The organism is Thermobifida fusca NBRC 14071 = JCM 3263, assembly GCF_001592045.1.
GTDB lineage: Bacteria > Actinomycetota > Actinomycetes > Streptosporangiales > Streptosporangiaceae > Thermobifida > Thermobifida fusca.
Genome location: NZ_BCWB01000003.1, coordinates 1 through 14,151 on the forward strand (window position 1 = coordinate 1; position 14,151 = coordinate 14,151).

A 14,151-nucleotide genomic window follows, 5' to 3' on the forward strand; every position below is an offset into this window, starting at 1 on the left:
ATCACAGCGGCGGCGATGCCCGCGCTCATGAGGCGTGCGGGCAGGGTGCGGAGCGTCGAGTGCATGCTGGTTTCTTTCTCTGCTGTGTTAGGAGAGGGGCATGGTGTCGGGTTGACGGGGGTTGTGCGGGTGGGGACTCGTGTCCCCCACCGCCAATCCCGACAAAAGCGACAATGCACACAAGCGAAGGTAAGTCTAACCTTACTTAACTCGGAGCTCAACGGCGGTACCGCCCCGCGAGGGCCGCAGCCATCGACCCACGATACGGAAGCGCCGCTTCGACCGGTCCGCCACCCCTCCGCAAATCCCCGTACTCCCCTACTCCGCACTCGCAACAGCGGTCCGCCCGTCCGCCTCGCGGAAATCCGCTACGAAACGCATTCCTGTCACAACACTGCCGGTTCAGCACCCGCAATCAGGCCTCACAGAAACCGGTCTTATCTACACCAGGAAAACCTCTAAGTCAAGGCCAAAACCTCCTTTTCTGCCAACAGTAATATTGTTAACATTCATGCGCACCGATTAATGTTCCGCAAAACGTTAAAGGAGAACTATGGCCGGGCAGACGACTGTCGACTCTCGCCGACAACCACCAGAGGAAGTGGACGTCCTGGTCGTGGGAGCCGGCTTCTCCGGCCTGTACGCCCTCTACCGTCTGCGGGAACTCGGGCGTAGCGTGCACGTCATCGAAACCGCTGGCGACGTGGGCGGTGTGTGGTACTGGAACCGCTACCCGGGGGCGCGGTGCGACATCGAGAGCATCGAGTACTGCTACTCGTTCTCCGAGGAGGTCCTCCAAGAGTGGAACTGGACTGAGCGGTACGCTTCCCAGCCCGAGATCCTGCGCTACATCAACTTCGTCGCCGACAAATTCGACCTGCGGAGCGGAATCACCTTCCACACCACGGTGACCGCGGCAGCCTTCGACGAGGCCACCAACACGTGGACGGTCGACACCAACCACGGCGACCGGATCCGCGCCCGCTACCTCATCATGGCCAGCGGCCAGCTCTCCGTCCCGCAGCTCCCCAACTTCCCAGGGCTCAAAGACTTCGCCGGCAACCTCTACCACACCGGGAACTGGCCGCACGAGCCCGTGGACTTCTCCGGGCAGCGGGTAGGCGTGATCGGCACCGGGTCGTCCGGAATCCAGGTGAGCCCACAGATCGCGAAACAGGCTGCGGAACTGTTCGTGTTCCAGCGCACCCCCCACTTTGCCGTCCCCGCCCGCAACGCGCCGCTCGACCCGGAGTTCCTCGCCGACCTGAAGAAGCGCTACGCCGAATTCCGGGAAGAGTCCCGCAACACTCCCGGAGGAACCCACCGCTACCAGGGGCCGAAGTCCGCGCTGGAAGTCAGCGACGAAGAGCTGGTGGAAACCCTGGAACGCTACTGGCAGGAGGGCGGCCCCGACATTCTGGCCGCCTACCGCGACATCCTGCGCGACCGGGACGCCAACGAACGGGTCGCTGAATTCATCCGCAACAAGATCCGCAACACCGTGCGCGACCCGGAGGTGGCGGAACGCCTGGTCCCCAAGGGCTACCCGTTCGGCACCAAGCGCCTCATCCTGGAAATCGACTACTACGAAATGTTCAACCGGGACAACGTGCACCTGGTCGACACGTTGTCTGCGCCGATCGAGACGATCACGCCGCGCGGGGTGCGCACCTCGGAACGGGAGTACGAACTCGACTCCCTGGTGCTGGCGACCGGGTTCGACGCGCTGACCGGGGCGCTGTTCAAGATCGACATCCGCGGTGTGGGCAACGTCGCTTTGAAGGAGAAGTGGGCCGCAGGGCCACGCACCTACCTGGGACTGTCCACCGCCGGGTTCCCCAACCTGTTCTTCATCGCAGGCCCGGGCAGCCCGTCTGCGCTCAGCAACATGCTGGTCTCTATCGAACAGCACGTGGAATGGGTGACCGACCACATCGCCTACATGTTCAAGAACGGCCTCACCCGATCCGAGGCAGTCCTGGAGAAAGAAGACGAGTGGGTGGAGCACGTCAACGAGATCGCCGACGAAACCCTCTACCCCATGACCGCCTCGTGGTACACGGGCGCCAACGTCCCCGGTAAACCCCGGGTGTTCATGCTCTACGTCGGCGGCTTCCACCGCTACCGGCAGATCTGCGACGAGGTGGCTGCCAAGGGCTACGAAGGTTTCGTCCTCACCTAGCACTCGGCTGTCGGGTCCGTCCGGCTGCGGAACGGTCCCGACAGCGGGCAGGGCCGCGGTCGAAACGCCTTTCAGCCTCCTGCTCCGCAGCCCTCCCTCTGACAGGTGGAGTCCTCCACCGGTATCAGGGCTGGACAGACTGCCGGTTCGATACGGCTCTCTCCCCCGGGGCGCGCCCAAGGTGCGCCCTGGACTGTCCGGGCGCGGGATCCCTGTCCCCGCGCTCCGCGCAGGCTGGCGCGTCCTTCCCCGGGCCCGCGGGCTGCCGTCCTGGGGAGCACGCGCCGGCCCGTGTGCGTCTGCGGTGGTGGGCGCCGCCTCCTGCCAGGCAGCACGGCAGGAGGCGGCGCCTGTCTCTAGCGAGCACACTGTTCCTCCCTGGCAGGGGTGACCGGGCACTGCAGGCCGGTGCCGGTCTGCCTCGTCACCCCCGCTGTTCTTCCGCGCATGCCTGCCCGGGGGCGTTTCCCGGAGCGCGCGCGGGATTCACCACGGCGCGGCCCCGGACGTTGCCGCGTGCCAGCCGTTCGTACGCCAGGGGCGTCTCCTCCAGCGCGTACTCTTCAACCTCCACGGTGATCCGTCCCTCGCGGGCGAGCGCGAGCACGTCGACAAGGTCGGACTGGGTGCCCCAGTAGGGGGTGCGGACGACCGCTCCGAGAGGCACCAGGTTTACGGCCACGGGCAGCCGCCCCTCCCCCACCCCCACGATGCTGATCTCCCCGCCGGGGCGGAGACTGCGTGCAGCCATGCGCAGGGTGGCGTCACTGGCGACGAAGTCGAAGACCACGTCAGCGCCTACCCCTTCGGTGAGGTCCCGCACCTGGTCGGGGACCGTGTCCGTGGAGGGCAGGGCCGTGTCCGCCCCGCAGCGGAGCGCCAGTTCCCGCTTGTCGGCGGCCATGTCTACCGCGATGATCTGCGCGCTGCTGAGGGCACGCAGGATCTGGACCGCGAGGTGTCCGAGCCCGCCGATACCGATGAGGAGGGCGGTGCCGTCGGGCGGCAGCCGGGGCAGCGCGGACCGGACCGCGTGGTAGGAGGTGAGCCCCGCGTCGGTGAGCGGGGCAGCGCGGACCGGGTCGAGACCGCGCAGGGGGACCAGGTGGCGGGAATGGGGGACAAGAAGGTAGTCGGCAAGTGCGCCGTCCGCGCCCAGCCCGGGCGGCAGGATGCCTGCCGCCCGGGCGTGTGGACAGTGGTTTTCTGCCCCGCTCCGGCAGGTGCGGCAAGCGCCGCAGCCGTGCGGACCGTACACCGCGACCGTGTCGCCTTCGGCCAGGCCGGAGATGCCCGCGCCGACGTCGACGACCACGCCGACCGCTTCATGTCCCAGGGTGATCGGCAGCTTGTAGGGCAGGGCTTCGGGCGGTCGGCTCATGACCGCCAGGTCGGAGTGGCACAGGCCGGCGGCGGTGACTTCGAGGACGACCTGTCCGGGGCCGGCCACGGGGGCGGGGATGTCGCTCAGGTAGAGACCTGTGCCGTCGTAGCGGACCGCTCTCACGGGTTCTCCTACACGAGTGCGGCAAGGGCGTAGGCCTGCTGGGTGGCGAACGTGATGCGGCGGGGAGCGTAGGCGTCGCCGAGGAGGTGCACGTTGGCCTTGCCGTGCCGTTTGAGTTCGTGGTAGAGGCTGTCGTCGGGCACGCCTCCGGCGGCTACGACCACACTGTCGAAGCCGGTGATCTCCCCGGGGATGTCGGAGTAGATGTTGCGGGTGGCCACCCGCCCTTCCTCGATCTGTACGACGCGCTGCATGAAGGTGAATGCCGCGCCCGCGGCGGTGAGCTTGGCGAGCGGGGCGCCGATGGTGTACTTGCCGACGAGGGGTGCGGGACCGGGGGTCTGGTAGACGAGGTGCACGTGGTGGCCGTGGTCAGCGAGGTAACCGGCGATGGTCAGCGGCTGCATGTGGTCTTCTGCGGCGGTGAGCAGGACGCGTTCGCCGATCTGTGCCGTCCCGGCGAGGACGGCGTGGCCGTCGACGACGAAGGGGGCGTCCGCCCCGGGGATAGGGAGCCGCCGTGGGACGGCTCCGGTGGCGACGGCGACCACGTCGGCGTCGAAGGATAGGACGTTGTCGACGGTGGCGGTTCGGCCAAGTTCGACGGTGACGCCGGCGCGGCGGAGCCGTCCTTCCTGCCAGGTCACGAAGTCGTGGTAGGCGGCGTTCTCGGCGGCGCGGGCGGCGATGCGCATCTGGCCGCCAAGCTGTTCTTCCCGTTCCCACAGGGTGACCTCGTGTCCGCGTTCGGCGAGCAGCCCGGCGAGTTCCATGCCGGCGGGGCCGCCGCCGACTACGAGGACGCGCCGGGGAGTGCGGGCCGGGGGTAGGGGGCCGTCGAGTTCCCGGGAAGCATACGGATTGATGGCGCAGGCGAAGGGGAGCTTGTCGACGAGGCGGCGGTGGATGCATTCGTTGCAGCCGATGCACGGGCGGATTTCGTGGACGCGGCCCTGTGCTGTTTTCGTGATGATTTCCGGGTCGGTGATGATAGCGCGGGCCATGCCGACGAGGTCGGCTTGTCCTTGGGCGATGACTTTTTCGGCTGTGTGCGGGTCGGTGACCCGTCCGGTGTAGATGACGGGCAGGGAGACGGCTCGGGTCACTTGGGCGGCTAGGTCTGCCCATTGGGCGGGCTGGTAGTAGTGGGGTTGGATGTAGCTGGGCGCGCCCCAGTTATCGCCGACGACGACGGACAGGTAGTCGATTTTTCCGGTGGCTTCGAGGGCTTTGGCGATGTCGACGCCTTCGGCTGCGTCGTATCCGCCGTCGAGGGCCTCGTAGAGGTTCATGCGGACGCCGAGGGTGAAGTCGGGGCCGACTTCAGCGCGGATGGCGTCGATGATCTCCAGGAGGAAGCGCATCCGCCCGGCCAGGTCGCCGCCGTATTCGTCGTCGCGGTGGTTGGAGGCTGGGGAGAGGAACCATTCCAGCAGGTCGTCGTGGTTGGCGTGGAGTTCGACGCCGTCGAGTCCGGCTGCTTTGCCGCGGCGGGCTGATTCAGCGTATTCGTTGATGAACCAGGCGATTTCGTCGCGGTCGAGGGCGTGGGAGACCTGGTTGGCGACGTATGCGGTGACCGTGGGCGAGGGGCCGTGCGGCATGCCGCCTTGCATGATGAGCTGCGCGGTGACGTAGGCCCCGGCCTCGTGCAGGGTGTCGGTGAGTTTGCGGATGCGGTCGTGGAAGTACGGCAGGCGGAACACTCCGCGGGCGGCTGCGCCCACACCGGTGGGTTCGAATCCGGGGACCAGGTGGTTTTCGAGGGCGGCGCTGATTCCTCCGACCCATGCCAGGCCGGCGCGGGCCCGAGCTGCCCAGTAGGCGATGTTGCGGTCGGCTTCCGCTTCGTCGGGGCTCCACAGGTTGCCGATGGGGGTGGCGTGGGGCGTGGCCATGATCCGGTTGGGCAGGTCCATGCGGCCTACGCGGATGGGGGTGAAGAGGTGGGTGAACTGTGTCGTTTCCCGTGGTTTCATAGGGCGCCTTTCCGCGTGACGTCAGCCATCCACAGGCAGATTTGTGATAAAATTCATAATTACTATTATTATGAAATTGAGAAAAAAGTGGTGGCTTGGTGCTACCGAAACCCCCGCTAGCGGAGGCTCAATGACCACCCCAGTGGATCCCGCAATCGCTGCCGTGGCCGCAGCCGCGGCCGCGGCCCCTCCCCTCACCTCCCTCACCCCTGAACAGGCGCGCGCCCGAGTCGCCGCAGGCAACAGCTCTTGCGCCAACGGCCCCGACCTGCGGTCGGTACGCGACATCCGCCTCCCCGTCGCCGACGGACAGATCGGCGCGCGCGTCTACACCCCCCACGCCGCACCGCGAGCCACCTTCGTCTACCTGCACGGCGGCGGCTGGGTCACCGGCGACCTCGACTACAGCGACGAACTGTGCCGCTTCCTCGCCGACCGGCTCGCCTGGACCGTGGTGAGCGTCGACTACCGGCTCGCCCCCGAACACCCCTTCCCCACGCCCGTGAACGACGCCTACGCCGCGGTGCAGCATGTTGCCGCCACCATCGCCGCGAACGGCCCGCTGGGAGTGGGCGGGGACAGTGCGGGCGGCAACCTCGCCGCGGCCTGCACCCTGCGTGCCCGCGACGAACACGGGCCCCGCCTCGACTTCCAAGTGCTCCTTTATCCGGTGACCGACCACGACTTCACCCGCGCCTCCTACCAGACCCACGCCACCGCCTTCCCCATCGGCGTCGCGGAGATGCGGTGGTTCTGGGACCACTACCTGCCTGACCCCGAACGCCGCGATCTGCCGCTCGCGTCCCCGCTCCGCGCCGAACTGGCTGGCCTGCCGCCCGCCCACATCGTCGTGGCCGGACACGACCCTCTGCGGGACGAAGGGGTGGCCTATGCCGAGCGGCTCCGCGCAGCCGGGGTGAAAGCCAGCCTCGCCGAATACCCGTCGCTCACCCACGGCTTCTTCCGCCTGACCGGGGTGGTGCCCGCGGCACGCGCCGCCGTCGACGACCTGATTGACGCCTTGCAGCTCCTCACCGAAGACCACTAACCAACCCTCCGGTGGGGCACTGCGGTCGCAGTGCCCCACCGCGGTTCTCCTCCCCGTTAGGACCAGGACAGGGCGGAGAACCGATCCGCGCACGGAAGGTCAGGCCTCACTGCCGGGGCGGCGTTGCTGCATCGCATCACTCCACAACTGGTCGAAGTAGCTCTGCAAGTCGGGGTAGCCTGCGGCGTGCCACTCCAGGAACTCGTCGTAGCCGACGTCAAGCCCGGGAGCGGTCTGCTCCACCTTGGCCGTCCACTCCTCCAGCGCCTGCTCGAGGGCGGTGACGAACGCCTCGCTGTCGGGAAGCGCACTGTTGTTCGCTGCCTCGGCCAAAGCCTGCTCGTTGTAGGCGGCCAGCGCCTCCCGCGCGTCCTTCGCCAGCGGCAGCACCGCGCCGTCGTTCTCCTCGACCTGCGTCAGGCTGTCAGCAATGTTGTCCCAAGTGGACTCGTAGTTCGCTTGCAGCAGCACATCGAGCCGGTCGTACAGCAACTGCTGGGCTGCCAGCGGCAAGGACTCCCACGTGGCGAGACTGATCGCGATCGACCCGCCCGCGTTGCCGAAACCGACCTCCGGGTCCACCACGAAGTAGGGGGCCGAGGGGATGTAGCCGTTGAGCGCGGCCACGGTGAACGTGCCCAGCGCACAGTCGACCACGCCCCGCTCCAAGCTTTCGAACATCTCGGCGTAGTTGACCGTCGACGGCTGCATGCCCAGTGCCTCGACCTGGCCGTTCTGCACTCGGCTCTGCGAAGCGATGGTGGCGCCCTTCAACGAGTCCAAATCGGCGCGCTCACTCGTACAGGAGTAGGCGATCGCCCCCGAGTGGAACGCGGGCAGCAGCAGTTTCATCCCCCGCGCTTCGAACTCTTCGTAGAGGGCGTCCTCCTGGGCCGCGGTCTCCAGGATCGCGCCGTGCCACTGCAGCAGCCCGTCGACCGGGGTCTGGCGGCCGACGAAGCTCACATCCCACATGACGTTGTTGGCGGGAAACTCGGCGGGCTCCAGGGACGGCATCACTGAGCCGATGTCGAGCCGCCCGTCCGCAAGCGCGTCGTCGACCTCGTTAGCGGGGGCGATCGCGTTGGAGAAGACAATCTCGAACGTGATCTTGCCGTCGGACCACTCCTCCACGGCCGCCGCGTATTCTTCGAACCGACGCCCGGTGGCCGCCCCCTTCGGCGCGGTGCTCTGCAGGGTCAGCGTCACTGGTTCCATGTCCGCTAGGGCGGCAGCGTACTCCTCTTTGGACGCCCCGTAGTCAACCGACGGGCCGCCGCCACCGCTCCCCCCGCTGCCCCGGTCTTCGGCACAGCCGGCAGCGATCAGCATCACGGTAGACAGCACCGCCGCTGTTTTCAGCGGCTGCAGGCTGCTTGTGTGCGGGTTAGCCACTGGTTCTCTCCCCTCCCGTTGAAGTTTCACCACGGTCCTGCTGGTCGCAGGAGGATCAGGGGGATGCGACGAGCCGCGCCACCGGGACGGCCTCACTGTTGTCGGGGTGCACGAACTCCACGCGCACCGGCCGGTCGACGGCCGGGGGCACCTCGTCGGCGTTGACAATGCGCAGCGTCAGCCACGGTCCTTCAGCGGTCTCCACGATGCCCACGATCGTGTCGGGCACGGGCGTGCCGTCGCGGGAGCGGCCGGGGATGACGGTCCAGCTCACCAGCGTTCCCTCACCGGAAGCGGCCCGCCACTCCAGGTCCGCGGCGTGCGTGGTCACGCACAGGCGGGCCTCGGGAGGCGACCAGGTTCCACGGCTCGGTGAGTAGCGCAGCATCAGTTCGCCCCGTGCAGCACCGTCGAAGAACGGGGCAGAGTAGTCGTCTCGGACGACGGGGGTGACGGTCATCGCGGCTCCTTCCTCGCTCATCGGGTCTTGGCGTGCGGGCTGACGATGAGCGTGGCGTGAAAGTCGAGGACTCCCCCGTTGCCGCTCACCATGATCAGGTCGTTTTTGGCTACCTGTCGCTGCCCGCCCTGGCCGCGCGCTTGGATGACCGCCTCCGACAGCGGGGTCATGCCCCACATGTAGTAGGAGGACAGTTCTCCGCCGCCGGTGTTCGTGGGATGGCTGCCCCCGGGGGCCAGGGCACCGCTGGCCACGAACTCTCCGCCTTCGCCTTTGGCGCAGAACCCGTAGTCCTCCAAGGTGAGCAGCGTGGTGTAGGTGAAGCAGTCGTAGATTTCGCGGATGTCGATCTCGTCGACGGTGACGCCAGCCATCCGCAGTGCGGCGGGCCCCGACTGTGCGGCCCCGCTGACCAGGCCGAAGTTGCTGTCGCGGTAGCTGGTGTAGCCGGGGTGAGCCTGGCCCCAGCCCCAGATGTGGACCGGCGGCTGGGCCAAGTCGGCGGCGCGTTCCGCGCTGGTGACGATGATGGCGATCGCACCGTTGCTGACCAGACAGCAGTCGAGCAGCCGCAGCGGGTCAGCGATCATCCGCGAATTCTGGTGGTCGTCAATAGTGATCGGCTCCCGCATCTGCGCCAGCGGGTTCATTGCTGCCCAGGCGCGAGCGGCGACCGCGACCGCCCCCAGTTGTTCACTGGTGGTGCCGTAGGTCTCCATGTGGCGGCGGGCCGCGATCGCGTACCGGGCCGGGGCCGATTTCAACCCGGCAGCAGCGGGCAGTGCTTCCACCCCGGTCAGCGGGCGGTTGCCGCCCGCGTAGGCGGCCCCGCTGCCCCGGCCTTCTTTCAGCGGCGCATCGGCGTAGACGCAGGCGACCACGTTCGCCATGCCGGCAGAAATCGCCATGGAGGCGTATTGGACCATTTGGATCGCCGAGGAGCCGAAGCCTTGGATCGTGGTCAGCAGCCGCAGGTCCCGCAACTGCAGGGTGGACTGCAGGCGCAGGTCCGTGTCGTTGTTGACCCCCGGGTTGACCAGGAGCCCGTCAATGTCGGCCAGGGCGAGTCCCGCGTCCGCGGCGGCCCGGGTAACGGCTTCCACAGCGAACTCGGCGGGGGTGCGGCCGTAGACCTTGCCGAGTTGGGTCATGCCGAGCCCGGCGATAGCGGTGGGGGTGATGTTCACTCCTGCTCCTCTCCACGACGCGGCAGCGTGACCTCCACGGTTCCCGGTCCGACGCTGACCCCGGACGAGTTCTCGCTTCGGATCGTGAGCTCGACCACGCCCACCTCGTCCTCGACGCGGGTGCCGGTGACCGTGGCAGAGACACGCACGGTGTCGCCGACGTAGTTGAACGCCCGCATCCGGAAACCGCGGATGCTGCGGATCGTCCCGGCGGGTCCGATCCAGTCCCGGACGCACCGCTCCCACGTGCCGAGGAGGAACGACGTGTTGGCGTACATTTCCTTGGCGCCGGTGCTCTGCGCGTATTCGGTGTTGTGGTGGATGGAGTTGAAGTCGCGGGTTGCTCCGGCCGCCATCACCATCCGGTAGACGGTCAAGGGGTAGGCGACACTGGGCAGTTCTTCGCCGACGGTGACGTCTTCGAAGTACCGCTGGTGCATCAGGGGGTTAGTCATCACTGGCCTCGGTCTTGTTCTTGGGCACGTAGGCGTAGGTGCCGATCCGGATCCGTGCGACGACCTCACCGGTTTCGGTCACCACGTCGCTCTCCCAGGTGAGGAAGGCGCCACGGCCCACTGACGTCTCCTTGGGCACGCACGACACCAGGCGGCGGCCGCGGCGGCCGATGCGTTCCCCGGCCACCACCGGACGGATGAAGTCGATGTCGATGTCGGTGCCGAAGAAACCGGTGGTTTTCGGCCCCAGGGGCATGTCCTGGTTGTTGATGGGGCTGCGCACCGGTTGCGCATTGCGGTCGTCGCTGTCGAACAGCACTTCGCCTGGCTGCCACAGCGGCGGGATCGTCCAGGTGAGCACACCCGTGTAGGGCATGGTGACGTCAGCGAACCCGGCGGCGCGGGCCACGGCGGGGTCCGTGTGGAGCGCGCAGTCGAACTCGAGCGGTTCGAGGTAGCGGCGGATCGCCCCGCGCTCGACCGGGTCAGCCCCGAAAACTGTCTCCCCGTCGGAAAAGTCGCGGCCCACGGCGTCGACGACGGGCTGCCATTCGGCTTTCCAGTCCTCGGTCTGCATGCCGCCGCTCATACCAACACTCCGTCCTCGGTCAGTTGCGCGATCCGCTCCTCGGAGTAGCCGAGGATGTCGCGCAGCACGTACTCGTTGTCTTGGCCCAGCGTCGGCGCGGGCCGGGTGACCTCGCCGGGGGTGTCCGAAAGCAGGTAGCGCGGCCCTTCCACGGTGGTCTGGCCGTGGATCGGGTGCGGGAGCCGCACCAGGTGGCCGCGGTGCGCGAGCTGCGGGTCGGCGGCGAAGTCAGCACTGGAAGCAGACCGGTGCGCGGGCACACCGACCGCTTGCAGGCACTGTTCGACGTCGGCGGCGCGTCTTGTCTTCGTCCACTGTGCGATCTGCTCGTCGAGGAAGTCGGCGCGGGCGCGCCGCTGCTCTGCGGTGCGCAGATCAGCGCGGTCAGCCAGGTCGCTGCGGCCCATGGTTTCAGCGAGCCGCCGCCACTCTGCGTTGTTGCGTGCCGCGATCGCTACGAAGCGTTCTTTGCCGTCCTCGGCCTGGCATGGGTAGACGCCGTGGGGGGCGAACACGTCGTCGCGGTTGCCGCGGCGCTGCGCCACTGTGCCGTCGAACCCGTAGTGGGCGACTTGGGGGGACAGGAAGAAGACGCCGGCTTCCACTTGGGCCACGTCGATGTAGCGTCCCCGCCCAGTGCGGCGGCGGTCTTCGAGCGCGGCGAGGAGGACGACCAACGCCAGCCGGGGGCCGAGGTAGTCGGTGTAGGGGCCGAAGGGGCCCAGGGGCAGCCGGTCTTCCCAGCCGACCAGGTGCTGGAATCCGCTGAGCGAGGCACCGACGTTGCCGTAGCCGGCCAGCGCCGACCACGGCCCGGTCTGGCCCGCGATCGAAGTGCTGAGCATGATGAGGGACGGGTTGTCGCGGGAGAGCGCGGCATAGTCCAGTCCCCACTTGGCCATCTGCCCGGGGGAGAAGGATTCGATGACCACGTCGGCCCAGCGGGCCAGGTCGCGGACGACTCCGCGGCCCGCCTCGGTTTTCAGGTTGACGGTCAGCCCGAGTTTCCCGGCGTTGCAGTTGCCGTAGAGGGCGGAGTTCTCCACGCCGGGTTTGCCGCCGTGGAAGGGCTGCATGAGGCGGGCGGTTTCGATCCGGCGGCTGGATTCCACGCGGACTACGCGGGCACCGAAGTCGGCGAGAGCACGCCCGATCAGGGGTCCGGCCACAACCCAGGACAGGTCGAGGACGTTCAAGCCGTCCAGGGCGCGGGTCATACGCTCACCTCCTGCGCGGTCAACCAGTCGGCGAGGACTTCCGCGGTGTGTTCGCCTAGCCGTGGGGCGCGTCGCCGCACCCGGGGTTGGGCGTCGCCGCTGACGTGGGCGAGCGTGCCGGGGATGCGGACGGGGACCCCGTCGATGTCCACCTGCGCCCAGTAGCCGCGTTCGTCCAGGTGCGGGCTGGCGGCGATGTCGGCGACGTCGAAGATCGCCATGCACAGCAGCCGGTGTTTCATGGCTGCGTCCAGCACTTGGCGTTTCGTGAGGGTGGCGAGGAAGTCCGCTACTGCGGCGCGTGCCTCAGCCAGGTCCGCTTCGGTGATCTCGCCGTCGGCGATGCGCTGGGGCAGGGTGGTCCAGTCCCAGGCGGCGATCCGGTCGCTGACCGCGTTCTCGGAGTGCAGCCAGGCGAACAGCCGGTTGGTGAACTCGCCTGAGGCGGGTCCCATCGACAGGTGGAGTTCCACCATGCCGTCCGCGCACCGCCATTTTTTGAGCCGGTTGGGGGTGGCTGCGCCGCTGCCGCTCTGGTCTTTGCCCGCGGTGGGCTGGCGGTGCCATTCCGGCTGGGGGTCCCCCACGTCGTGGGAGAGCACCCGGGCGAGGGTGGCGGTGCCTAGGCTGGCTTGGGCGGAGACGTCGACAAGCTGGCCGCGGCCGGTGGTGGCGCGGGCGTGCAGCGCGATCAGGGAGCCTGCCGCAGCGTCCGCGGAGGCGTGCAGGAACGCCTGGGGGACGCTGATCCGCAAGGGTGGGCGCTCTTCGTCGCGGTGCGGGTCCAGCGGGCCGCCCGCCGCCCAGACCACGAGGTCGCAGTCGGCATAGCCGGATTTGGGTCCGGTCCACCCGAAGGCGCTGATCACCGTGGTGATCAGGTGCGGGTGGGCGGCGCGCAGCGCATCAGGGTCCAGGCCGCGTTCCCGCAGCCAGGCCTCCGGCAGGGAAGTAATCATGATGTCGGCGCGTCCCGCGAGTTCCCGGGCGGTGGCGACCCCCTCGTCGCTGTCCAAGTCGAGTGCGATGCCGCGTTTGTTGGCGGCGAACGTCTCCCAGAACATCGACGGGCCGGCCCCGCCGTGTGCGGTCGGCGGGGCTGACCGCGCCGAGGACCCGGTGAGGGGTTCCAGTTGGACCACGTCCGCTCCCAGGTCGGCGAGCAGGCGGCCGCAGAGCAGCCCTCGCTCGTCGGTCAGGTCCAGAACGCGGAGGTGTTCAAGCATCGGCAGTCGTGCTTTCCCCTAGCGAGATCGCCGATTCGGGGCAGGCGTCGGCGGCCTCCCGGGCCTGGCCGTGCAAGTGGTCGGGAACGTCGAAGGTCTGCCCGCTTTGCGCGACGAAGCCTTGTTCGTCGTCGCTGAGCAGGTCGGGGGCGACCGCGTAGCAGCGGCCGTGGCCCATGCACCGGGCCGAGTCGATGGAGATACGCATCGGTCTTAGGCCTCCCATTCGAGGGGCAGGGTGGGCAGGGTCAACTGTCCGCCGCGTTCGGTCAGCGTCACGCCTTCTCTGATGCGGTAGTGCGGGATGCGCTGGTGCCATTCGCGCAGCACGATCGCGAGTTCGAGACGGGCCAAGTGCATGCCGAGGCAGCGGTGCGGCCCGGCACCGAACGCGATGTGCTGGTTGACGCCTTTGCGGTCGGGGTTGAACCGGTCGGGTTCGGGGAACTTGCGCGGGTCACGGTTGGCTTGGGCGATCCCCAGCCACACCACGTCGCCGGGTTGCAGGTCGAGGCCGTGGAACTCGGTGGGTTCCTGGACTTCCCGTCCGACTTGGAAGACCAGCGGGTACATGCGGAGGAACTCTTCGACGGCCCGGGGGACCAGGTCGGGGTTGTCGATGATGGCCTGCCGGTCGGCGTCGTTGCGGGCCAGGTGGGCGTAGATGTAGCCGAGGGCGCTGCGGGTGGTGTCCAGCCCGGCGAGCATCAACGTCAAGCAGATGGTGAGGATGTCCTCTTCGGGGATGGGGGTGCCGTCGATGCGGGCTTCCAGGAGCCGGGTGACCATGTCTTCCTTGGGGTCGCGCGGGTTGGCGCGGCGTTCCCGGATGGTCTCGGTGAAGTAGTCGATGATGTTCTTCCTGGCTTCCGCGACTTTGGCCGGGTCTTCCCCAAAGAACCCGGC

General features: G+C 68.1%; 13 protein-coding genes. 2 read left to right on the plus strand and 11 right to left on the minus strand.

Features of this window, described 5'->3' with window-relative positions:
- Nucleotides 1-553: 553 nt before the first annotated feature.
- The gene (locus TF1_RS00315) at nucleotides 554-2,182 is read left to right on the plus strand and encodes a flavin-containing monooxygenase (RefSeq protein WP_011291921.1); all 1,629 of its coding nucleotides are present in this window, start codon (nucleotides 554-556) and stop codon (nucleotides 2,180-2,182) included.
- Nucleotides 2,183-2,606: 424 nt separating this feature from the next.
- On the opposite strand, the gene TF1_RS00320 is transcribed toward TF1_RS00315, so the two are convergent.
- Both TF1_RS00320 and TF1_RS00325 read right to left on the minus strand, forming a co-directional pair.
- Nucleotides 2,607-3,689, minus strand: coding sequence for an NAD(P)-dependent alcohol dehydrogenase (locus tag TF1_RS00320; RefSeq protein ID WP_011291920.1), 1,083 nt, complete (start codon nucleotides 3,687-3,689; stop codon nucleotides 2,607-2,609).
- 8 nt (nucleotides 3,690-3,697) lie between these two features.
- Entirely contained in the window at nucleotides 3,698-5,668 is a 1,971-nt protein-coding gene (locus TF1_RS00325; RefSeq protein WP_011291919.1) for an oxidoreductase, read from the minus strand.
- Between the two features lie 130 nt (nucleotides 5,669-5,798).
- Between TF1_RS00325 and TF1_RS00330 the strand changes: the two genes are divergently transcribed.
- Nucleotides 5,799-6,716 carry an alpha/beta hydrolase gene (locus tag TF1_RS00330; RefSeq protein WP_011291918.1) on the plus strand — a complete coding sequence of 306 codons (918 nt, stop codon included), beginning with the start codon at nucleotides 5,799-5,801 and terminating at the stop codon, nucleotides 6,714-6,716.
- A gap of 99 nt (nucleotides 6,717-6,815) precedes the next feature.
- Here TF1_RS00330 and dctP read toward each other — a convergent pair whose 3' ends face one another.
- From dctP to TF1_RS00375, 9 genes are all read right to left on the minus strand, one after another.
- Complete coding sequence (gene dctP, locus TF1_RS00335; RefSeq protein ID WP_011291917.1) at nucleotides 6,816-8,111, minus strand: TRAP transporter substrate-binding protein DctP; 1,296 nt, start codon at nucleotides 8,109-8,111, stop codon at nucleotides 6,816-6,818.
- Nucleotides 8,112-8,166: 55 nt separating this feature from the next.
- Nucleotides 8,167-8,571, minus strand: a complete 405-nt coding sequence (locus TF1_RS00340) for a Zn-ribbon domain-containing OB-fold protein (protein WP_011291916.1) — start codon at nucleotides 8,569-8,571, stop codon at nucleotides 8,167-8,169.
- Between the two features lie 17 nt (nucleotides 8,572-8,588).
- Entirely contained in the window at nucleotides 8,589-9,758 is a 1,170-nt protein-coding gene (locus tag TF1_RS00345) for a thiolase family protein (RefSeq protein WP_011291915.1), read from the minus strand.
- On the minus strand, nucleotides 9,755-10,213 hold the full coding sequence (locus TF1_RS00350) for a MaoC family dehydratase (protein ID WP_011291914.1): 459 nt from the start codon (nucleotides 10,211-10,213) through the stop codon (nucleotides 9,755-9,757). The genes TF1_RS00345 and TF1_RS00350 overlap by 4 nt, the downstream gene beginning before the upstream one ends.
- Complete coding sequence (locus TF1_RS00355; RefSeq protein ID WP_011291913.1) at nucleotides 10,206-10,802, minus strand: FAS1-like dehydratase domain-containing protein; 597 nt, start codon at nucleotides 10,800-10,802, stop codon at nucleotides 10,206-10,208. The genes TF1_RS00350 and TF1_RS00355 overlap by 8 nt, the downstream gene beginning before the upstream one ends.
- On the minus strand, nucleotides 10,799-12,019 hold the full coding sequence (locus TF1_RS00360; protein WP_011291912.1) for a CaiB/BaiF CoA transferase family protein: 1,221 nt from the start codon (nucleotides 12,017-12,019) through the stop codon (nucleotides 10,799-10,801). The genes TF1_RS00355 and TF1_RS00360 overlap by 4 nt, the downstream gene beginning before the upstream one ends.
- On the minus strand, nucleotides 12,016-13,245 hold the full coding sequence (locus tag TF1_RS00365; RefSeq protein WP_011291911.1) for a CaiB/BaiF CoA transferase family protein: 1,230 nt from the start codon (nucleotides 13,243-13,245) through the stop codon (nucleotides 12,016-12,018). The genes TF1_RS00360 and TF1_RS00365 overlap by 4 nt, the downstream gene beginning before the upstream one ends.
- A complete protein-coding gene (locus TF1_RS00370; RefSeq protein WP_011291910.1) occupies nucleotides 13,238-13,453 on the minus strand; it encodes a ferredoxin in 216 nt (71 codons plus the stop codon). Before TF1_RS00370 ends, TF1_RS00365 begins: the two co-directional genes overlap by 8 nt.
- A gap of 5 nt (nucleotides 13,454-13,458) precedes the next feature.
- Nucleotides 13,459-14,151: cytochrome P450 (locus TF1_RS00375; protein ID WP_156482478.1), on the minus strand; the 693-nt coding region annotated here is incomplete at its 5' end.